Origin of the sequence: Billgrantia lactosivorans (assembly GCF_003254665.1) — a bacterium.
Taxonomy (GTDB): domain Bacteria; phylum Pseudomonadota; class Gammaproteobacteria; order Pseudomonadales; family Halomonadaceae; genus Halomonas; species Halomonas lactosivorans.
Map to the genome: position 1 here is coordinate 1 of NZ_QHGY01000008.1, position 19,771 is coordinate 19,771.

At 68.6% G+C, this 19,771-nt stretch carries 18 protein-coding genes; 4 read left to right on the forward strand and 14 right to left on the reverse strand.

Translation table 11 applies throughout. The features are described from left to right. Positions 1 to 458, reverse strand: a 458-nt coding sequence (locus DIS04_RS15025) for an aldehyde dehydrogenase family protein (RefSeq protein WP_162623095.1), incomplete at its 3' end; no start/stop codon positions are given. A gap of 414 nt (positions 459 to 872) precedes the next feature. On the opposite strand from DIS04_RS15025, the gene DIS04_RS15030 reads away from it, so the two are divergent. Continuing rightward, positions 873 to 2,249 carry a glutamine synthetase family protein gene (locus tag DIS04_RS15030; RefSeq protein WP_111414609.1) on the forward strand — a complete coding sequence of 459 codons (1,377 nt, stop codon included), beginning with the start codon at positions 873 to 875 and terminating at the stop codon, positions 2,247 to 2,249. Positions 2,250 to 2,354: 105 nt separating this feature from the next. Here DIS04_RS15030 and DIS04_RS15035 read toward each other — a convergent pair whose 3' ends face one another. The 13 genes from DIS04_RS15035 to hemA all read right to left on the reverse strand — a co-directional run bounded on the left by DIS04_RS15035 (position 2,355) and on the right by hemA (position 16,201). Further along, positions 2,355 to 2,930: a glycine zipper 2TM domain-containing protein gene (locus tag DIS04_RS15035; protein ID WP_111414610.1), complete on the reverse strand. Its 576-nt coding sequence runs from the start codon at positions 2,928 to 2,930 to the stop codon at positions 2,355 to 2,357. A gap of 197 nt (positions 2,931 to 3,127) precedes the next feature. Then, on the reverse strand, positions 3,128 to 4,420 hold the full coding sequence (locus tag DIS04_RS15040; protein ID WP_111414611.1) for an NAD(P)/FAD-dependent oxidoreductase: 1,293 nt from the start codon (positions 4,418 to 4,420) through the stop codon (positions 3,128 to 3,130). Between the two features lie 26 nt (positions 4,421 to 4,446). After that, a complete protein-coding gene (locus tag DIS04_RS15045; RefSeq protein ID WP_111414612.1) occupies positions 4,447 to 5,283 on the reverse strand; it encodes an ABC transporter permease subunit in 837 nt (278 codons plus the stop codon). Positions 5,284 to 5,285: 2 nt separating this feature from the next. Further along, positions 5,286 to 6,194, reverse strand: coding sequence for an ABC transporter permease subunit (locus DIS04_RS15050; RefSeq protein WP_111414613.1), 909 nt, complete (start codon positions 6,192 to 6,194; stop codon positions 5,286 to 5,288). 23 nt (positions 6,195 to 6,217) lie between these two features. Continuing rightward, positions 6,218 to 7,402: a polyamine ABC transporter ATP-binding protein gene (gene potA, locus DIS04_RS15055; RefSeq protein ID WP_111414614.1), complete on the reverse strand. Its 1,185-nt coding sequence runs from the start codon at positions 7,400 to 7,402 to the stop codon at positions 6,218 to 6,220. 60 nt (positions 7,403 to 7,462) lie between these two features. Further along, complete coding sequence (locus tag DIS04_RS15060; RefSeq protein WP_111414615.1) at positions 7,463 to 8,566, reverse strand: polyamine ABC transporter substrate-binding protein; 1,104 nt, start codon at positions 8,564 to 8,566, stop codon at positions 7,463 to 7,465. Positions 8,567 to 8,635: 69 nt separating this feature from the next. Further along, positions 8,636 to 9,982, reverse strand: coding sequence for a glutamine synthetase family protein (locus DIS04_RS15065; protein WP_111414616.1), 1,347 nt, complete (start codon positions 9,980 to 9,982; stop codon positions 8,636 to 8,638). A gap of 38 nt (positions 9,983 to 10,020) precedes the next feature. Then, on the reverse strand, positions 10,021 to 11,316 hold the full coding sequence (locus DIS04_RS15070; protein WP_111414617.1) for an NAD(P)/FAD-dependent oxidoreductase: 1,296 nt from the start codon (positions 11,314 to 11,316) through the stop codon (positions 10,021 to 10,023). A 238-nt stretch (positions 11,317 to 11,554) separates the two neighbouring features. Then, entirely contained in the window at positions 11,555 to 12,304 is a 750-nt protein-coding gene (locus DIS04_RS15075) for a HesA/MoeB/ThiF family protein (protein ID WP_111414726.1), read from the reverse strand. A gap of 5 nt (positions 12,305 to 12,309) precedes the next feature. Continuing rightward, positions 12,310 to 12,810, reverse strand: coding sequence for a winged helix-turn-helix transcriptional regulator (locus tag DIS04_RS15080; protein WP_111414618.1), 501 nt, complete (start codon positions 12,808 to 12,810; stop codon positions 12,310 to 12,312). Positions 12,811 to 12,990: 180 nt separating this feature from the next. Then, positions 12,991 to 13,836, reverse strand: coding sequence for a peptide chain release factor N(5)-glutamine methyltransferase (gene prmC / locus DIS04_RS15085; RefSeq protein ID WP_111414619.1), 846 nt, complete (start codon positions 13,834 to 13,836; stop codon positions 12,991 to 12,993). Next, on the reverse strand, positions 13,836 to 14,924 hold the full coding sequence (gene prfA / locus DIS04_RS15090; RefSeq protein WP_111414620.1) for a peptide chain release factor 1: 1,089 nt from the start codon (positions 14,922 to 14,924) through the stop codon (positions 13,836 to 13,838). Before prfA ends, prmC begins: the two co-directional genes overlap by 1 nt. Before the next feature lie 11 nt (positions 14,925 to 14,935). Next, on the reverse strand, positions 14,936 to 16,201 hold the full coding sequence (gene hemA / locus DIS04_RS15095; protein ID WP_111414621.1) for a glutamyl-tRNA reductase: 1,266 nt from the start codon (positions 16,199 to 16,201) through the stop codon (positions 14,936 to 14,938). 233 nt (positions 16,202 to 16,434) lie between these two features. Between hemA and DIS04_RS15100 the strand changes: the two genes are divergently transcribed. From DIS04_RS15100 to ispE, 3 genes are read left to right on the forward strand one after another with little or no spacing between them, the layout of a single operon-like run. After that, complete coding sequence (locus DIS04_RS15100) at positions 16,435 to 18,189, forward strand: tetratricopeptide repeat protein (RefSeq protein WP_179951282.1); 1,755 nt, start codon at positions 16,435 to 16,437, stop codon at positions 18,187 to 18,189. Between the two features lie 26 nt (positions 18,190 to 18,215). After that, entirely contained in the window at positions 18,216 to 18,836 is a 621-nt protein-coding gene (gene lolB / locus DIS04_RS15105) for a lipoprotein insertase outer membrane protein LolB (protein WP_111414622.1), read from the forward strand. A 4-nt stretch (positions 18,837 to 18,840) separates the two neighbouring features. Then, complete coding sequence (gene ispE, locus DIS04_RS15110; protein WP_111414623.1) at positions 18,841 to 19,695, forward strand: 4-(cytidine 5'-diphospho)-2-C-methyl-D-erythritol kinase; 855 nt, start codon at positions 18,841 to 18,843, stop codon at positions 19,693 to 19,695. Positions 19,696 to 19,771 lie beyond the last annotated feature (76 nt).

Sequence of the window (19,771 nt, forward strand, 5' to 3'; positions counted from 1 at the left end):
AGGGTCTCCTCACCGGTGGGCGCCACCTCGCCGTAGAGCTTGTCGATGCACTCGGCCTGGTAGCGAATGCAGCCGATGGCACCATTCATGTCGCCCAGCGAGCTCGAGATGGGCTTGCCCATGTCGAGGGTGTCGAGCAGCGCCAGCTCGTGCTTGTGGGCCTCCATCAGGTCGGCCAGGCGCAGCAGGGTCTTCTTGCGCCTGCCCGGCGCCAGCCGCGACCATTCGCCGCCGGCGAAGGCCTGGCGCGCCGCCGCCACGGCGCGCGCGGCGTCGGGTTCGTCGCAGCTCGCCACCTGGGCCAGGATCTCGCCGGTGGCCGGGTTGCGCGACTCGAAGGTGTCGCCGCTCTCGGCAGCGACGAAGGCGTCGTCGATGAAGGCCCGCGATTCGAAAGAAAGCTCGGCGGCCCGGGCCTGCCAGTCGGCCAGGGTGCGGGGGGATGGCGGACGGCTCACGATGGTGACTCCTCTGTGGTGGGTGGCTCAGGCGCCGGTGCTTGCGCGGTCGCCCCGGGCGGCCGTGCAAGGCCGCCGGCAGATTTCAGTGTACACGCGCCGCTCTTGCTCGGTTCCCGAGGGCCGCCAATGGCTGCGCAGCGCTCCTCCCGGCGACCGGCGATGTCCCTTCGGGGCAGGCTTGGTGGCCCTGCGCCGGCGAAGACAGGTGTTGATTAAACTTTCCATTCCCGCAGGAAGAAAGATTCAGCTAGCGTCATGCTTGCGTCAACAATGCATAACCTGGGCGAGGCTTTCGAACAGCCTAACATTTCTCCCCCGGGAGACCACCGTAAAGGATTTGACAACAAATGCGTCTCAACGAAAGATGAGAAAGATACCCTGGCCATCCACCGACAACCTGCAGGTAACGCCATGACGTGGCTCAGCGCCGACCAGGCCCGCGAGTTCCTCGAGCGCCATCCCGCCATCGACAGCATCGACCTGCTGATCAGCGATCTCAACGGCGTCATGCGCGGCAAGCGCATCCCCCGCGACAATCTGGGCAAGGTCTGCCGCCAGGGCATCAACCTGCCGGCCTCGGTGTTCGCCCTGGACATCCATGGGCACACCATCGAGGCCACCGGGTTGGGACTCGCCACTGGCGACAGCGACCGAATCTGCCGCCCCCTGGCGGGCTCGCTGGTAGCGACGCCGTGGCTGCGCGAAGGGCGCCAGGCACAGCTGCTGATGACCATGGTCGAGCCCGACGAGACGCCGTTCTTCGCCGATCCCCGCCAGGTCCTGGCGCGCCAGCTGGAGCGGCTGCGTCGCCGTGGCCTGACCCCCGTGGCGGCGGTGGAGATGGAGTTCTACCTGGTGGATCGCCAGCGCACCCCCGAGGGGCTGATCCAGCCACCGCGTTCGCCTCGCAACGGCGACCGCGCCACCCAGAGCCAGCTCTACTCGATCGACGAGCTCGACGAGTACGCCGACTTCCTCGAGCAGGTCCAGCATGCGGCCCGCCGCCAGAACCTGCCGCTGGACACGGCGCTAAAGGAGTGCGCCCCGGGCCAGTTCGAGATCACCCTCGGCCACTGCGACGATGCGCTCAGGGCGTGCGACAGCGCCGTGCTGCTGAAGCGCCTGATCAAGGGCGTGGCCCTTCATCATGGCTTCGAGGCGACCTTCATGGCCAAGCCCTACGGCCTCGAGGCCGGCAGCGGAACCCACGTGCACCTCAGCCTGCTGGACGACCGCGGGCGTAACGTCTTCGCCGCCGAGAACGGCGACCCCCTGGGCTCCCCGACCCTGCACCAGGCCGTCGCCGGCCTGCTCGAGCTGATGCCGGCCTCGATGGCGGTCTGCGCACCCAACCTCAATTCGTTCCGCCGCTTCCAGCCCGGGCTCTACGTGCCCATGACGCCCGCCTGGGGCTTCGACAACCGCTCGGTCGCCCTGCGCATCCCTTCGGGTGACAACGACGCCCGGCGCATCGAGCACCGTGTCGCCGGCGCCGACGTCAATCCCTACCTGCTGCTGGCGGTCATGCTGGCGAGCATCGAGCATGGCATTGCCCAGCAGCTGGTGCCGCCCGCCCCCGTCGAAGGCAACGCCTACGAGCAGTTCGAGCCCAGCCTGACCAACAGCTGGCACCTGGCCCTCGACCTGCTGGAGGCAAGCGAGCCGCTGGGCGACGCCCTGGGCCGCGATTTCGTGCGCGTCTTCGTCGCCAACCGGCGGGCCGAGCGCGCCCTGGCCCTGCAGGCGGTCAGCCAGCTGGAGTACGCCTGGTATCTGCGCCACGTCTGACAGACGGCGCCCACGGTGGCCACGGTGGCCACGGACAGCAGCGCCCCGACCGGGGTCGGGGCGCTGCTTGCGGGGCACGGAAGAGTGCGGACGTTGCGGTGGGCGTCAGCCGTCGGCGCTGGCCAGCGGCAGGTCCCAGCGCGGCTGGCCCTCCTCCAGCAGCACGCGGTTGCCCTCGGGGCGGTGATCGAGCCGCGAGACCTCGGTCGTCTCGCCGTGGCGCCAGGTCACGTCGTAGCCGACGGTCTCCTCCGAGCTGTCCGTGACCGTGTGGCACTGGCGCTGCGTGGTGGCATAGGTCTGGGTCTGGTTGGCCTCGATGCGTCCCTGGATCTCGCGCCCGGCAAAGCCGCCGCCGACCGCACCTGCCACGGTGGCCAGCGTCTTGCCGCTGCCGCCACCCACCTGGTTGCCGAGCAGGCCACCCACCACGGCCCCCGCCGCGGTGCCGGCAATGCGATGCGGGTCGCGGCTGGGCGCCTGGGCCTGCTGGTGCACCACCACGTCCTCGCATACCTCGCGCGGCGTTTCGACGCTACGGGTCACCGGCTCCACCGCTACGACCTCGGCGAACTGCGGCCCGCTCTCACCGGGTTGCTGCTGGACCTGCCAGGCGCCGAAGCCCAGGCCGCCGAGACCCAGCACGCTCAAGGTCGTTCCGATCACGATCGATTTGTTCATGACGCTCCTCCTGCAGGGCGATATGCCGCCCCGGGCTTATAGGGCTCGGCTCGAAACGATGTGCAAGAGAAGAGACGCGAGGGCGGCGACTCCTTGCCGCCCGGGAATGGTTTCAGTATACGCCGCGCTCGGCCGGCGTTAAGCGCAGCGCAGCGGGTTCCACAATTTCTGACCCGCTGTCTGCCGCGGGCGACACTTCACCAGCCGAGCCGATCCCGCGTCGCGTAGTACCAGGCCCCCAGCGCCGAGAGCGGCACCCGCAGCAGCCTGCCGCCGGGAAACGGCAGGTGCGGCAGGCCGGCGAAGGCATCGAAGCGCTGGCTCTCGCCGCGCATCACCTCGGCGATCAGCCGCCCCGCCAGATGCGAGCAGGTCACGCCGTGTCCCGAGTAGCCCTGGGCGTAGTAAACGTTGCCGTTGAGGCGGCCGAACTGCGGCAGGCGACTGAGCGTCATCAGGAAGTTGCCGCTCCAGGCGTAGTCGATGCGTACCTCGTCCAGCTGCGGAAAGGTCTTGAGCATCTTGGGACGGATCACCGCGGCGATGTCCGCCGGGTCCTGGCCACCGTAGTTGACGCCACCGCCGTAGAGCAGGCGGCCGTCGGCGGTGAAGCGGTAGTAGTCAAGCAGGTAGTTGCAGTCCTCCACCGCCATGTCGTGGGGGATCAGCTCGCGCTGCAGCGGCTCCGGCAAGGGCTCGGTGGTGATGATCTGGGTGCCGCAGGGCATCGACCTGCTCTCCAGCTCCGGCAGGATCCCCTGCAGGTAGGCGTTGCCGGCCATCACCACCCGCCGGGCGCGCACGCTGCCGTGCGGCGTACGCAGCGTCACCGTCTCGCCGTGGCGTATCTCGGTGACGGGCGAGCGCTCATGCACGGTGCCGCCCAGCGACTCGAACGCCGCGGCTTCGCCCAGCACCAGGTTGAGTGGATGCAGGTGGCCGCCGGAGTGATCCACCAGCGCGCCCACGTAGCGTTCGCTGCCGACCTCGCGCCGGTACGCCTCGCCCTCCAGCAGCTCCAGTTCTCGATGGCCGTAGCGCTCCCACAGCGCCTTGTGCTCGCGCAGGCCCTCGAGCTGCTTGCGGTTGCAGGCGGCGAACAGGTTGCCGTCCTTCAGGTCGCAGGCGATGCGGTAGTGCCCGATGCGGTCGCGAATGATGCGGTTTCCCTCGAAGGCCATGTCGCCGAGTGCCCGGGCGGTCTCGGCGCCGTAACGGGCCTCGATCACGTCCATGTCGCGGCTGTAGCTGTTGACGATCTGGCCGCCGTTGCGCCCCGAGGCCCCGAAGCCGACTCGGGCGGCCTCGAGCACCACCACCTCCCGCCCCTGCTCGGCCAGGTGCAGGGCCGCCGAGATGCCGGTGAAGCCGGCCCCCACCACGCACACCTCGGAGTCGATGTCGCCGACCAGGGCGGGACGCTCGGGCGACGAATTGGCCGTCGCCGCATAGTACGACGCCACATGCTCTGTGTTGGCTTGGGTCGACATAACTACCTCATGCTCAAAGAAAAGAGTTACCTTCCAGCGGTCATGTCCTGCAGCATCGCCTGCCTCCGTCTCGCCTCGCTGCGCCGCATCAGGTACCAGGCGATGAAGGTGGCCAGCGACACCGCCAGGATGATCAGCGTGGCCAGGGCGTTGATCTTGGGCGACACGCCCATGCGCACCGAGGAGAACACCACCATCGGCAGCGTGGTGGCACCGGGGCCGGAGACGAAGCTGGCGATCACCAGGTCGTCGAGCGACAGCGTGAAGGCCAGCAGCCAGCCCGCCGCCAGGGCCGGCGCGATCACCGGCAGGGTGATCTGGAAGAAGGTACGCACCGGCGGCGCGCCAAGATCCAGGGCGGCCTCCTCGAGGGAGAGATCCACCTCGCGCAGGCGCGAGGCGACCACTACCGCCACGTAGGCGCTGCAGAAGGTGGTGTGGGCGATCCAGATGGTGACCATGCCGCGATCCGCCGGCCAGCCGACCAGCTGCGCCATGTGCACGAACAGCAGCAGCAGCGACAGGCCGGTGATCACCTCGGGCATCACCAGCGGCGCGGTGACCATGCTGGAGAGCGCCGTCTTGCCGCGAAAGCGTGCGAAACGCACCATCACGAAGGCGGCCAGCGTGCCCAGGCACACCGCCATGGAGGCGGAGAAGAAGGCGATGCGCAGGCTGGTCCAGACCGCCGCGAGGATCTGCCGGTCGCGCAGCAGCTCCAGGTACCAGCGCCCCGAGAAGCCGGCCCACACGGTCACCAGGCGCGACGAGTTGAACGAGTAGACCACCAGGATGACCATCGGCAGGTAGAGGAACAGCAGGCCGGCGATCAGCATCAGCGTGGTGAAGGATGGCTTGCGCATGGTCACTCCTCCAGCTCGCGCGACTGGTAGCGATGGAACAGCGCGATAGGCACGATCAGGATCGCCAGCATCACCATCGCCAGCGCCGAGGCCACCGGCCAGTCGCGGTTGTGGAAGAATTCCTCCCACAGCACCTTGCCGATCATCACCGTATTGGGCCCGCCCAGCAGCTCGGGTATCACGTACTCCCCCACCGCCGGGATGAACACCAGCATCGAGCCGGCGATGATGCCGCCCTTGGACAGTGGCAGGGTCACCTTGAGGAAGGTATTGAACTTGCGCGAGCCGAGATCCGCGGCCGCCTCCAGCAGCGAGCCGTCGAGGCGCGTCAGGTTGGCATAGAGGGGCAGCACCATGAACGGCAGGTAGGCATAGACGATCCCCAGGATCACGGCGAAGTTGGTGTTGAGCATGCGGATCGGCGAATCGATCCACCCCGCCCACAGCAGCAAGTTATTGACCAGCCCGTTGTTGCTGAGGATGCCCATCCAGGCATAGACGCGGATCAGGAACGAGGTCCACGACGGCAGCATCACCAGCAGCAGCAGCACCAGCTGCCAGCGCGCCGGCGCCCGGGCCATGGCGTAGGCCATGGGATAGCCGAGCGCGAGGCACAGCACGGTGGCCAGCAGCGCGATCTTCACCGAGCCCCAGTAGGCCGAGACATAGAGCGTGTCGGTCGTCAGGAACAGGTAGTTGCTGAAGGTGACGATGACGTTCAACGTCTCGTTGGCGTAGTCGAAGATGGGGCCGTAGGGCGGTATCGAGATGGCCGCCTCGGACAGGCTGATCTTGAGCACGATGCCGAACGGCAGCAGGAAGAACAGGGTCAGCCACAGCAGCGGCACGGCGATGACCCAGCCACGCCCGGGCTTGAGCCGCCGCCGCAGGCGAACGGTGAGGTTAGTCATGCAGGTCTCCCGGCGTCAGTCGCTCAGTCGTGCAGCACGATCGCGCTGTGCGCGTCCCAGTGGATGTACACCGGCTCGTCCCAGCGCGGTCGGTCGCCGCGGCGCTCGGTGTTGGCCATGCTGGCCTTGACCAGCAGACCGCTGTCGATGCGTACGTAGTAGACCGAGAAGCCACCGAGATAGGCGATGTCCTCGACGGTGCCGGCCGCCCAGTTGTCCTCGCCCGCCGGGCGCTCGCGGGTGAGCCAGGTCTTCTCGGGACGCACGGCCACCCATACGCGGCGCTCGTCGGCCTGGGTGCTGACGCCGTGATCGATGCGAATCGAGCGCCCCAGCGCCGGACTGTCGATCACGCAGTGGTCCGCCTCATCGACGACGATCTCGCCCTCGAACAGGTTCACGGTGCCTACGAACTCGGCCACCATGCGGTTGGCCGGGCTCTCGTAGACGTCCATCGGCGTGCCCACCTGGGCGATCCAGCCATCGGCCATGATCGCCACCCGGTCGGCCATGGTCATGGCCTCCTCCTGATCGTGGGTGACCATGATGCAGGTGACGCCCACCCGCTCGAGGATGCGCACCACTTCGAGCTGCATCTCGGTGCGCAGCTTCTTGTCCAGCGCCCCCATCGGCTCGTCGAGCAGCAGCAGCTTGGGGCGCTTGGCCAGCGAGCGCGCCAGGGCCACGCGCTGGCGCTGGCCGCCCGAGAGCTGGTGCGGCTTGCGCCGGGCATAGGCCTCCATGTGCACCAGCTTGAGCATCTCGGCCACGCGCTCGTCGATCTCGCGGCGCGGCAGCTTGTCCTGCTTGAGGCCGAAGGCGATGTTCTGGGCCACCGTCATGTGCGGGAACAGCGCATAGGACTGGAACATCATGTTGATCGGCCGTTCATAGGGCGGCATCGCGGTGATGTCCTCGCCGTCGAGCACCACCTGTCCCTCGCTGGGCTTCTCGAAGCCGGCGAGGATGCGCAGCAGGGTCGACTTGCCCGAGCCGGAGCCGCCCAGCAGCGCGAAGATCTCGCCGCGACGGATCGACAGGCTGACGTCGTCCACCGCCAGCACGCCATCGAAGCGCTTGCTGACGCGGCGGATCTCCATCAGCGACTCCTCGCGGGCCGCGCGCGGCTTGCCCACCGCGGCATCGGTGGCCGGCCGCTCGACGGTTCGTCGCGACGTCGCGGCGGCCTGGGACTGGGATTGCGACATCAGGGCGTCTCCTCGACCGAGAGGAAGGAAGGGCCGGCCCGGCCGGGCCGGCGTGAAGCGTCACATGCCGGACTTGACCCGGTTCCAGACGCGGGTGCGCACGCGCTGCACCGCCAGCGGCTTCTCCTCGGCGACATACAGATTGTCCATCACTTCCTGGTCGGGATAGACCGCCGGGTCGTTGAGGATGTCGGGGTCGAGGAACTCATTGGCCGCGATGTTGGGGTTGGCGTACACCACGTACTCGGTGATCTCGGCGGCGATCTCGGGCTCGAGGATGAAGTTGATGAAGGCGTGGGCGTTGTCGGGGTTCGGCGCGTCGGCGGGAATCGCCATCATGTCGAACCACAGCGCCGCGCCCTCCTTGGGAATCGCGTAGGCGATCTCGAAGTCGCGCCCGGCCTCCTCGGCGCGGTCGGCGGCCTGGAAGATGTCGCCGGAGTAGCCTGCCGCCACGCAGATGTCGCCGTTGGCCAGGTCCGAAATGTAGCGCGATGAGTGGAAGTAGGTGATGTTGTCGCGCACCGCGGCGATCAGGTCGCCGGCAGCCTCGAGGTCTTCGGACTCTTCCGACAGCGGGGAAAGGCCAAGGTAGGCCATGGCAGGCGAGAGCATCTCGTCGCCGGAGTCGAGCATGGCGATGCCGCAGCCCCCCTCGTTCAGCGCCGCGGTCACCTCCGGGTCGAAGATCAGCGCCCAGGAGTCGAGCGGCGCGTCGTCGCCGAGGATCTCGGTGACCCGCTCGACGTTGTAGCCGATGCCATTGGTGCCCCACATGTAGGGGACCGAATAACGGCTGCCGGGGTCGATCGACTCCAGGTCATCCATCAGCTCGGGGTTGAGGTGCTCCATGTTGGGGATCTTGTCGTGATCCAGCTCCATGTAGACCCCGGCGCTGACCTGGCGGGTCAGGTAGTGGTTGGAAGGTACCACCACGTCATAGCCGGAGCGGCCCGAGAGCATCGCCGCGTCGAGCACCTCGTTACTGTCGTAGACGTCGTAGATCACCTCGATGCCGGTCGCCTCGGTGAACTTCTCCAGGGTATCCGGCGCGATGTAGTCCGACCAGTTGTAGACCCGCACCTCGTTGGCCTGGGCGGCGGTGGCGGCCAGCCCCAGTGAGCACAGCGCAACGGCCCGCGTCAGTTTGCGTTGACATGACATGATGACACCTCTTGTTCGTATTGTTGTCGCAAGCCCGGCCACTGCGCCGGCCGGGCATTCTCTTCCCCGCTATACGCTCAGCAGCAGGAACTCCCTCTCCCAGGAACTGATCACCTTCTTGAAGTTCTCGTTCTCCACCCGCTTGACCGCGACGTAGCCGGTCACGAAGCGATGCCCCATGTAGCGCTCGAGATCACGGCAGTTCTCCATTCGCTCCAGCGCCTGCTCGAGGGTGAACGGCAGGCGCAGGTTGCGCCGCTCGAACGCCCGCCCCTGGACCGGCGCGGAGGGGTTGAGCTGCTGCACCATGCCCAGGTAGCCGCACAGCAGGCTCGCCGCGATGGCCAGGTAGGCGTTGGCGTCGGCGCCGGGCAGGCGGTTCTCGATGCGCCGGTTCTGCGGCGAGGAGTCAGGCACCCGCAGCCCGCAGGTACGATTCTCCTCGCCCCACTCGACGTTGACCGGCGCCGAGGTATCGGGCAGAAAGCGGCGGAAGGAGTTGACGTTGGGTGCCATCAGCGGCAGCGCCTCCGGAATGAAGCGCTGCATGCCGCCGATGTGGTGGAGGAACAGCTGGCTCATCGAGCCGTCCTCGTTGGCGAACACGCTCTTCCCGGTGGTCGCATCCAGCACGCTCTGGTGGATGTGCATGGCGCTGCCGGGCTCGTTGGTGATCGGCTTGGCCATGAAGGTGGCCACCACATCGTGCTTGAGCGCCGCCTCGCGCAGGGTGCGCTTGAACAGGAACACCTGGTCGGCCAGCACCAGGGGGTCGCCGTGACGGAAGTTGATCTCCATCTGGGCGGTACCCTCCTCGTGGATCAGGGTATCGATGTCGAGCCCCTGGACCTCGCACCAGTCGTACATGTCCTCGAACAGCGGATCGAACTCGTTGGCCGCATCGATGGAGAACGACTGGCGGCCGGTCTCCTGGCGTCCGCTGCGGCCGATGGGCGGCAACAGCGGCAGGTCGGGGTCCTCGCAGCGCTTGGTCAGGTAGAACTCCATCTCCGGCGCCACCACCGGCTTCCAGCCCTGCTCGGCGTAGAGCGCCAGGACCCGCTTGAGCTGGTTGCGGGAGGAGAGTTCGATGGGGTTGCCCATCTTGTCGTAGCAGTCGTGGATCACCTGGGCGGTGGGCTCGAGCGCCCAGGGCACGGGATAGACCGCGGAGATGTCGGGCCGGCACAGCATGTCGATGTCGGCCGGGTCGAGCAGCGAGTAGTAGAGTTCGTCCTCGACGTAGTCACCGGTCACGGTCTGCAGCAGCACGCTCTCGGGCAGGCGCATGCCCTTCTCGGCCATGAACTTCGAGACCGGCGTGATCTTGCCACGGGCGATGCCGGTGATGTCGCTGACCAGGCACTCCACCTCGGTGATGCGTCGCTCCTTCAGCCAGCTTTCCAGGTCTTTCATGGGAACCTCATTGCGGCCCGTCCCGGGCGTCACGTTCGTTATAGTCGGTCGCGCAGCTTGTAGAAAGCGGTGGCCAGCACCAGCAGCGGCGTGCGCAGGCGCTCGCCGCCGGGGAAGCGACGATGGGGCATGGCGGCGAAGGCATCGAATCGCTCGCTCTGGCCGCCGATGGCCTCGGCGACCAGCTGCCCCGCCAGCCCGGCCAGCGCCATGCCGTGTCCCGAGTAACCCTGGGCATAGTAGACATTGTGGCCAAGGCGGCCGAAGTCCGGTGCGCGGTTGAGCGTGATCGCCACGTCGCCGCCCCAGCGGTAATCGATGCGCACCCCCTCAAGCGCCGGAAACAGCCGCGCGATCTTGGCGTCCATGCGCCGCTGCAGGCCGCGCGGCTCGCGGCCATCGTAGCTGACTTCCCCGCCATAGATCAGCCGCTTGTCGGCCGAGAGACGGTAGTAGTCGAGGACGAAGTTGGCGTCGGACAGGGCATCGTTTTTTGGCAGCACCCGGGCCGCCCGTTCTTCGCCCAGCGGCTCGGTGGCGACGATGTAGTTGGCCGCGCGCATGATGCGCCCCTCCAGCTCGGGCAGCAGGCGCCCCAGGTAGGCATTGGCGCCCACCACCACGAAGTCGGCCGAGACCTGCCCCCGGGGCGTCGTCACGTCGGCGGGCTGGCCGCGGCGGATGGCCAGGGCCGGGCTGTGCTCGTGGATCGTCACCCCGGCCCGCTGCGCCGCCCGCGCCAGGCCCAGGGTGTAGTTGAGCGGGTGCAGGTGCCCCCCCTCGCGCTCGAACAGGGCCCCCGGGTAGGCGTCGGTGACCACGCGCTCGCGCAGCGCCTCGCCCTCCAGCCAGTCGAGCGCCTCGTAGCCGTAGTCGCGGGCCAGGCGCTCCTGGAACTGGCGCAGCTCGCGCACGTGGCGCGGCTTCACCGCGGCGTGCAGATAGCCCCAGGCGAGGTCGCAGGGAATCGCATGGCGCTCGATGAGCGTGGCCGTCAGGCGCACCGCCTCGCGGCTCAGCTCCCACACCTCACGGGCGTGCTCGCGGCCCAGCGCCTGCTCCACGGTGGCGATGTCGGTACCAAGGCCGGGCAGGATCTGGCCCCCGCTGCGGCCCGAGGCACCGAAGCCGATCTCGCGGGCCTCCAGCAGCGCCACCCTGTAGCCGCGTTCGGCCAGGTGCAGCGCCGCGGAGCAGCCGGTGATGCCGCCGCCGATCACGCAGACGTCGACACGCCGATCGCCCTCGAGCGGCGGGCAGGCCTGCTCGGGACGCACCGCGATCGAATCGCGGTAGTAGGATGCGGGTCTGTCGGTCTGGGCGGCAGTGGCCATGCGGCGCGTTCCTGATGCGGTGAACCAGCTCCTCGGCTGCGATTAGTCTGGCATCAAATCGACGGGGAATGTCAAGTATTCAATAACAAAACCGGCAGGCCGAGCCCCGCACCCACCTCCGAGCCGGCACAAAACCCGAGCACTGAAAGGTGATTGCAAGCACTTTCCAGGATCGGCAGGTCGCTTCCGGCGCTAGCGGTTGATCCATGCTTGTAAAGTAATGACAACCACCGCCCCATCAGCGCAAGGCACACACCGCACAGGCGGGGTCCCGCGGTACCTGAAAATGACGCCACTGCCCGCTCATCCCATCGAAGGTCGAGAGGCCGCGGTGCGGCGTACCGGCGCCACTGAGCAGCTTGACCGCCTCGAGCGCCTGGAAGCAGCCGATCAGCCCCACCAGCGGAGCCACCACGCCGCTCTCCGCGCAGCTCAGCGCTTCATCGCCGCCCTCGCCCGGCGGGTAGAGGCAGGCGTAGCAGGGCGAGGCGGCATCGCGCGGGTCGAATACCGCCAGCTGTCCCGAGAAACGGATCGCCGCCCCCGATACCAGCGGTACCCCGGCACGCTGGCAGGCGGCATTCACCGCATAGCGGCTGGAGAAGCGGTCGGTGCAGTCGAGCACCAGGTCGACCTCCCTCACCAGCGCATCGAGCGCCGCCTCGTCGAGATGCGCCTCGATCACGCGAACCTCGCAGCCGGGGTTGAGCGCCACGGCCGCGTCGCGGGCGGAGCACGCCTTGTTGCGCCCCAGGTCGGCCATGCCGTGGGCGATCTGGCGCTGCAGGTTGGAGAGTTCGACCTCGTCGGCGTCGGCCAGGGTCAGGTGACCGACGCCGGCGGCGGCCAGGTAGAGCGCCACCGGCGAGCCCAGCCCGCCGGCGCCGACCACCAGGGCACGCGATGCCAGCAGGCGCTCCTGGCCCTCGATGTCGATCGCCTCCAGCATGATCTGCCGGCTGTAGCGCAGCAGCGCCTCGTCGTTCATGGCCATTACTTGCCTTCGAGCTCCTCGATGTCGGGGACGTAGAGCGAAAATTCCTCCTTGACCTCCTCCATCACCACGTAGCTCTTCGACTCCTTGACCCCGGGAAGGGTCAGTACCACGTCGCCGAGCAGCTGGCGGTAGGCGGACATCTCGGGGATCCGGCACTTGAGGATGTAGTCGAACTGCCCCGAGACCAGATGACACTCCTGAATCTGCGGCAGCCGCGACACGGCACGACGGAATTCGTCGAACACCGCCGGTGACTGGGTCTCGAGGCTGATCTCGACGAACACCAGCAGGTTGGCCTTGAGCGCGCGGGGATTGAGTATCGCCTTGTAGCCGCGGATGACGCCGGATTTCTCGAGGCGCTTGACGCGCTCCAGGCACGGGGTGGTGGAGAGCCCGACCTGGGCGGCCAGGTCGACGTAGGAGATGCGGGCGTTGTCCTGCAGGCAGCGCAGGATCTTGAGGTCGATACGGTCGAGCGAGCGGGTCTTGGTTTTCATTATGGTGTCGTGGGCAGCCGAATCAGAGTGAATGAAGCGTCGCCATGACAGCAGATCGACCTGAAAAAGCGCGGCAATCAGGAGCGCTGCTGGTGTTCGGTCGCACAAACATGCCGACATTTGGAATTATTTCCTGAACAGGTGTACCACAGCCTTCACGCCCCCTCCAATACGCCGCCCTCAACGCTGCCACGGCCGCTGGCCGAGCGTGACCCGCTCCCGTCCGCCCAGGTCCCGCCGGCTGGCCACCGCGCCATAGCCGCAGCCCTCCAGCAGGCCGCGGACGGCAATCGCCTGGTCGTGGCCGTGCTCCATCACGAGCCAACCGCCCGCCTCGAGGTGGCCCAGCGCGCCCTCGGCGATATGCCGCAGGTCGGCCAGCCCCGCATCGCCCGCCACCAGGGCACTGCTGGGCTCGAAGCGCACGTCGCCCTGCGCCAGGTGCGGATCCTGTGCATCGATATAGGGGGGGTTGGCGGCGATCAGGCGGTAGCGTTCCCCGACGAGGGCGGCAAACCAGTCGCTGAGCAGGAAATGCGCATTGGCGATGCCCAGCCGACGCCCGTTGGCCTGCGCCAGCGCCACCGCCTCGGGCACGCGGTCGACGCCGAACGCCTGCCAGGCAGGGCGCTCGCTGGCGAAGGCCAGCGCGATGGCGCCGGTGCCGGTGCCCAGGTCGAGCAGACGCCCCGTCGGCGCCACCGCGAGGTCGAGCAGCACCTCGACCAGGGTCTCGGTATCGGGCCGCGGGATCAGGGTATGCCGCGAAGTGGCCAGGGAAAGCCCCCAGAAATCACGCTCGCCGGTCAGGTAGGCCACCGGCTGGCCCGCCGCGCGGGCCGCCACCAGGGCCTCGAAGCGGGCCCACGAATACAGGGTCGCGGGCCGGTCGCCCCAGGTGTAGAGCCAGGTGCGATCGACACCCAGCACATGACACAGCAGCACCTCGGCGTCGAGCCGGGGGCTCGACGAGCCCGCGCGCGCCAGGCGCTCGGTCGCCCGGGCCAGCAGCGCATCGAGGCGCATCAGGCCTCCTGCTGCAGCGCCGCGAGCTGCTCGGCCTGGTGCTCCTGGATCAGCGGGTCGAGCACCTCGTCGAGTTCGCCGCCCATCACCTCGCCGAGCTTGTAGAGGGTGAGGTTGATGCGGTGGTCGGTCAGACGCCCCTGCGGAAAGTTGTAGGTGCGGATGCGTTCGCTGCGGTCGCCCGATCCGACCAGGCTGCGGCGCGTGTCGGCCTGCTCGCGCTGGCGGCTCTCCACCGCGCTCTGCTTGAGCCGCGCAGCCAGCAGCGACATCGCCTTGGCCCGGTTCTTGTGCTGGCTGCGCTCCTCCTGGCACTCCACCACCACCCCGCTCGGCAGGTGGGTGATGCGGATCGCCGAGTCGGTGGTGTTGACGTGCTGGCCGCCGGCGCCGCTGGAGCGGAAGGTGTCGACGCGCAGGTCGGCGGGATTGATGTCGACGTCGCCGACCTCGTCGGCCTCGGGCATCACCGCCACGGTGCAGGCAGAGGTGTGGATGCGACCCTGCGACTCGGTGGCCGGCACTCGCTGCACGCGATGGGCGCCGGATTCGAACTTGAGCCGGGCATAGACCCCCTCTCCCTTGACCCGCGAGATGACCTCCTTGTAGCCGCCCTGCTCGCCGTGGCTGGCGCTGATCACCTCGACCTTCCAGCCCTGCTTTTCGGCATAGCGCGAGTACATGCGGAACAGGTCGCCGGCGAACAGTGCCGCCTCGTCGCCGCCGGTGCCGGCACGGATCTCGAGGAAGACGTTGCGGCCGTCGTCGGGATCACGCGGCACCAGCAGCTGCTTGAGCCGCGCCTCCAGCGCCTCCAGCCGCTCGCGCCCCTCGTCCAGCTCCAGTTGGGCCAGCTCGCGCATCTCGGCGTCGCTGTCCTCGGCCAGCAGCGCGGCGTCCTCGAGGTCGCTCTCGATGGCGCGGTAGTCGCGCCAGGCCTCTGCCAGGGGCTCGAGCTCGGCGTATTCCCGCGAGTAGTCGCGGAAGCGAGGCTGATCGCTGATCACCTCGGGCTCCGCCAGCAAGGCGGCGAGCTCCTCGAAGCGCTCGACGAAGCCATCGAGGCGCTGGCGCAGGGTCGCTTTCATGGCGTGTCCTGTCAGGGTTTCGTGGATGGGGCGTCCAGCAGCAGCGCCTCGGCGGCATTGAGCAGGTCGCGGCGCTCGCCACCGGAGGCTTCGCGCAGGGCCACCGTGGGACGGTGCAGCAGGCGGTTGGTGAGCTGGTGCGCCAGCAGCCGCACCACCTCCTCGGGGTCCTCGCCGCGAGACAACCGGGCCAGGGCCTGGCGCTCGGAGTACTCGCGCAGTTCGGCCGCCTGGTCGCGGTAGCGCCGGATCAGCTCGCCGCTGTCGCGGATGCGCCGCTCGTGCTGCCAGACGTGGACGCCATGCTCGATCAGTGCCTCCGCCTGGTCGGCCGCCGCCTGGCGATGGCGGCGGTTCTCCTGGATCACCTCGTTGAGGTCGTCGACGGTATACAGGAAGATGTCGTCCAGGTCGCCGACCTCGGGCTCGATGTCGCGCGGCACGGCAATGTCGACCATGAAGATCGGCCGATGGCGGCGCTTCTTCAAGGCCCGTTCGGCCATGCCCTTGCCCAGGATCGGCAGCGGCGCGGCGGTGGAGGAGATGACGATGTCGGCGCGGGCCAGGGCGTCGGGGATCTCGTTGAGCGAGATCGCCTCGGCATTGAACTCGCCCGCCAGCAGCTCGGCGCGTTCGCGCGTGCGGTTGGCCACGATCATGTTGCGTACGCCGGCCTCGCGCAGGTGACGGGCCACCAGCTCGATGGTCTCCCCGGCGCCGATCAGCAGCGCCCGCGAGCGACCGAAGTCGTCGAAGATGCGACTGGCCAGGCTCACCGCGGCGTAGGCCACGGAGACCGGGTTCTGGCCGATGCCGGTACGCGTGCGTACCTGCTTGGCCACCGCGAAGGTGTGCTGGAACAGCAGCTCCAGCTCACCGCCCAGGCCGCTCGCCTGGCGCGCCGACTGGTAGGCGTCCTTGAGCTGGCCGAGGATCTGCGGCTCGCCCAGCACCATGGAATCCAGCCCCACGGCGACACGCATCAGGTGGCGCGCGGCGTCGTTGTCCAGGTAATGGTAGGCGCAGGGGGTGAGCTCCTCGAGCGCCAGCCCGTGGAAATCGCTCAGCCAGTCGAGGACGGCACGCTCGCCGCTCGGCTCGGTGACGCAATACAGCTCCGTGCGATTGCAGGTCGACAGGACCGCCGCTTCGTGCACCTGGGGCAGGTGACGTAACTCGGCCAACGCCGACTCGAGTTGAGCGGGGCTGAAGGCGACCCGCTCGCGCACCGCGACAGTGGCCGTCCTGTGGTTGATTCCAAGGGCAAGGAGCGTCATGCGTTAAGCGTCTTCGGTGATGTCGGCCGGCGGCACCGTAAATGAAAAAAACCGTCTCTGCGGCGCTGCATTCTATCACAGCCTTCCGATCTCGGCGCCAGGCGCACGACGCCAGCCCTTGACGCACGACAAGCGGGGGGCATTCACCTGGCGGCATCGGCGACGCAGCGATCCCTTTGCCCATCGACAACTAGCCGGTATGCTGGCACCTCGGGACACCGGATGAGATACGCATGCCCTCGACGCTGATACGCTCTTCACGCCAGGGACTGGCAGTGCTTGGCCTGGCCGTTCTGCTGGGCGGATGCCAGAGCCTGGCCCCCTCCCCTTCGGCCACGTCGCAAGACGACCCCATGGACTCCGCCCCCCCCATCGAGCACGGCCTGGACGCAGAGGGGCTGGCCACGCTGTTGACGGCGGAGTTCGCGGGGCAGCGCGGCGACTATCGCCGCGCCACGCAGGGCTACCTGACCATGGCCGAACGCTACGCCTTCGCGCCGCTCGCCGAGCGCGGCACCCTGGCGGCGCGCTTCAGCAACGACGTGCTGCTGCTCCAGCAGGCCGTGGCCACCTGGCACGAACTCGACCCGGCCGCGGAAGCGCCGCTGCGCCTGCTAGCCGGCCTGGCCCTGCAGCGCGGCGACTGGCCCAAGGCGCTAGAGTGGCGCCTGGCGCTGGCCGACCAGGGCCAGCATGCCGAGCTGACCCTGCTCGCCGAGCTGGCACTGGAATCGGGCACCGACCCGCTCCCCCTTCGCGAACGGCTGGGTGAATATCTTGAACGCAGCAGCGCCGATCGCCAGCCCCATTACCATGATGCCGTGCTCGCCATGGCCACGCTCGAGGCGGCCACCGGCCAGCGCCAGCAGGCCGAACGGCGCCTGGACCAGCTCGAGCGCAATCACTCGGAGCTGCCCGCCCTGTGGCTGACCCGCGCCCAGCTGGCGCTGGAGGTCGACAACCCACGCCAGGCCCGTGAGGCAGCCCGCCGCGGCCTGGAAGTCTCGCCCGGCGACCCGCGCTTCCTGCTGCTGCTGGCACAGGCCGAGCTGAGACTGGGCAACGTCGACGCCGCCGAGGAGTACACCTCGACGCTGATGGACGAACACGTCGGCAACCAGGAGCTGCACATCTCGCTGGCCCGCCTCTTTCTGGAGGACGACCATCTGGACGCGGCTCGGCGCCTGCTGCTGCCGCTGGTCAGCAGCGACGAGCCCCCTCCCGCCGCCTTCTACCTGCTGGGCATCATCGCCGAGGAGGAGGGTGAGATCGATAACGCCCTGCTGTATTACCGCCAGGTGGAGCCCGGCGGCGACTTCCTGCGCGCCCGCCTGCGCGCCGCCCAGATGCTGATCGAGGACGAGCGTCTGGTCGACGCCCGGGCCTTCCTGCGTATCGAGCGCCTGCGCCACGAATCCCAGTTCAGCGAGCTGCTCGCCCTGGAAGTGGAGCTGCTCGACGAGGCCGGCCTGCGCACCGAGGCCGATGCCCTGCTCGACCGCGAGCTCTCGCGCACGCCCAACGACGAACCGCTGCTCTATCTGCGCGCCATGCGTGCCTGGGCGCAGGGCGATCTCGAGGGCATGGAGCGGGACCTGGGGCGCATCATCGAAGCCAACCCGGACAACGCCTCCGCCCTCAATGCGCTGGGCTACACGCTGGCCGACATCAACGACCCCGAGCGCCTCGAGGAGGCCCGCGAGCTGATCGAACGCGCCCACGCGCTCGAGCCCGGCAACCCCGCGATCATGGACAGCATGGGCTGGGTTCACTATCGGCTCGGTGACCCGGAGCGCGCCCTGGCCTGGCTGGAGCGCGCCTACGCCGGCATGCCCGATCAGGAGATCGCCGCCCACCTGGCCGAGGTGCTGTGGGCCCTCGATCGCCAAGACGAGGCGCGACGCGTCGTGGAACGTGCCCTGCGCCAGCAGGACGAACACCCGCTGATCGACGAGCTCCTCGAGCGCGTTCCCGAGCTGGCCCCCTGACCATCCACTGCCAACGAGACGATGCCATGAGACGCCCCCCCTATGCGATACGCTGGCTTGCCGCGGGCCTCGCCCTTGCCCTGCTGGCCGGCTGCGCCACGCCGGGCGCGGCACCCGACGGCGAGCGCGCGGCCGGCCGCTGGGAAGCCCAGCAGGAGCGCCTGGAAGCGCTGGACACCTGGACGCTGATGGGCAAGGCCGGCCTGCGCACGCCGGAGGAGTCGACCAGCGCCAACCTCGACTGGAGCCAGCACCCGCATTATTACCGCATGCTGATCAGCGGCCCCTTCGGCAGCGGCCGCAACCTGCTGGAGGGCCGCGAGGGACGCTTCTCGCTGACCAACGCCGAGGGCCGCTTCGAGGCCGCGACCCCCGAGTCGCTGATGCAGCAGCAGCTGGGCTGGTCGCTGCCGGTCAGCTCACTGTCCGACTGGATCCGCGGCCTGCCGGCCGACCACAGCGAATTCCGCCTCGAGCGCGACGACTCGGGCTTTCCCCAGCGCCTGGAGCAGGACGGCTGGCGGATCGACTACCGCGACTGGACCGAGGTCGATTCGCTGACGCTGCCCCGTCGCCTGGTCATGGAGTACGACGACCTGCGCGTGACGCTGGTGGTCACGGAGTGGCGCCCCACGCTCGATGAATGAACCGATGAGCGAGCTCGCCTTGCCGGCGCCGGCCAAGCTCAACCGCCTGCTGCACATCACCGGGCGCCGGGACGATGGCTACCACGAGCTGCAGACCCTGTTCCAGTTTCTCGACCACGGCGACGCGTTGCACTTTCGGCCGAGGAAGGACGGCGAGATCCGCCTGACGCCCGGCCTGCCCGGAGTCGCCGACGGCGACAACCTGATCGTGCGGGCTGCCAGACTGCTGCAGGAGGAGACCGGCTGCCGCCTGGGCGCCGACATCCGGCTGACCAAGCGGCTGCCCATGGGCGGCGGCCTCGGCGGCGGCAGCAGCGACGCCGCCACCACGCTGCTCGGCCTCGATCGACTGTGGCAACTGGGGCTCCCCCTCGCGCGGCTGGCCCAGCTCGGCCTGCGCCTCGGCGCCGACGTGCCGGTATTCGTCCACGGCCACGCCGCCTGGGCCGAAGGCGTGGGCGAGCGGCTCACGCCGGTAGCGCTCGACACCCCGTGGTTCCTGGTCGTGCACCCCGGCATCGAGGTCGCCACCGCCGCGGTGTTCGGGGCCGCGCAATTGACACGTAACACGCCCCCGATTACCATGGCGCGCGCACTGCAGGGGGGAGCGCCCAGCTGGCACAACGACTGCGAGCCGACGGTCAGGTCACTCTATCCGCAGGTCGCCGAAGCGCTCGACTGGCTTGGCCGGCGGGCACCCGCCATGCTGACGGGAACCGGTGCCTGCATCTTCGCTCGGCTGGACGCGGAGGCCACGGCGCGGCGCCTACTGGCCGACCTGCCGGGCCGCTATACTGCTTTCATCGCCCGCGGCCAGAACCTCTCCCCGCTACATGCTGCTCTAGGTCGATGGACATGAGGCCGGCGAACGCCCGAAGCGCTGCGGCTTCGCTCACGGCAACCCGGCTCATCGTCGACGGGGCTCCCCAACACTG

Coding starts and splice junctions, on each gene's coding strand:
- DIS04_RS15030 (WP_111414609.1), top strand. CDS start 873: ATGACGTGGCTCAGCGCCGACCAGGCCCGCGAGTTCCTCGAGCGCCAT.
- DIS04_RS15035 (WP_111414610.1), bottom strand. CDS start 2,930: ATGAACAAATCGATCGTGATCGGAACGACCTTGAGCGTGCTGGGTCTC.
- DIS04_RS15040 (WP_111414611.1), bottom strand. CDS start 4,420: ATGTCGACCCAAGCCAACACAGAGCATGTGGCGTCGTACTATGCGGCG.
- DIS04_RS15045 (WP_111414612.1), bottom strand. CDS start 5,283: ATGCGCAAGCCATCCTTCACCACGCTGATGCTGATCGCCGGCCTGCTG.
- DIS04_RS15050 (WP_111414613.1), bottom strand. CDS start 6,194: ATGACTAACCTCACCGTTCGCCTGCGGCGGCGGCTCAAGCCCGGGCGT.
- potA (WP_111414614.1), bottom strand. CDS start 7,402: ATGTCGCAATCCCAGTCCCAGGCCGCCGCGACGTCGCGACGAACCGTC.
- DIS04_RS15060 (WP_111414615.1), bottom strand. CDS start 8,566: ATGTCATGTCAACGCAAACTGACGCGGGCCGTTGCGCTGTGCTCACTG.
- DIS04_RS15065 (WP_111414616.1), bottom strand. CDS start 9,982: ATGAAAGACCTGGAAAGCTGGCTGAAGGAGCGACGCATCACCGAGGTG.
- DIS04_RS15070 (WP_111414617.1), bottom strand. CDS start 11,316: ATGGCCACTGCCGCCCAGACCGACAGACCCGCATCCTACTACCGCGAT.
- DIS04_RS15075 (WP_111414726.1), bottom strand. CDS start 12,304: ATGAACGACGAGGCGCTGCTGCGCTACAGCCGGCAGATCATGCTGGAG.
- DIS04_RS15080 (WP_111414618.1), bottom strand. CDS start 12,810: ATGAAAACCAAGACCCGCTCGCTCGACCGTATCGACCTCAAGATCCTG.
- prmC (WP_111414619.1), bottom strand. CDS start 13,836: ATGCGCCTCGATGCGCTGCTGGCCCGGGCGACCGAGCGCCTGGCGCGC.
- prfA (WP_111414620.1), bottom strand. CDS start 14,924: ATGAAAGCGACCCTGCGCCAGCGCCTCGATGGCTTCGTCGAGCGCTTC.
- hemA (WP_111414621.1), bottom strand. CDS start 16,201: ATGACGCTCCTTGCCCTTGGAATCAACCACAGGACGGCCACTGTCGCG.
- DIS04_RS15100 (WP_179951282.1), top strand. CDS start 16,435: ATGCCCTCGACGCTGATACGCTCTTCACGCCAGGGACTGGCAGTGCTT.
- lolB (WP_111414622.1), top strand. CDS start 18,216: ATGAGACGCCCCCCCTATGCGATACGCTGGCTTGCCGCGGGCCTCGCC.
- ispE (WP_111414623.1), top strand. CDS start 18,841: ATGAGCGAGCTCGCCTTGCCGGCGCCGGCCAAGCTCAACCGCCTGCTG.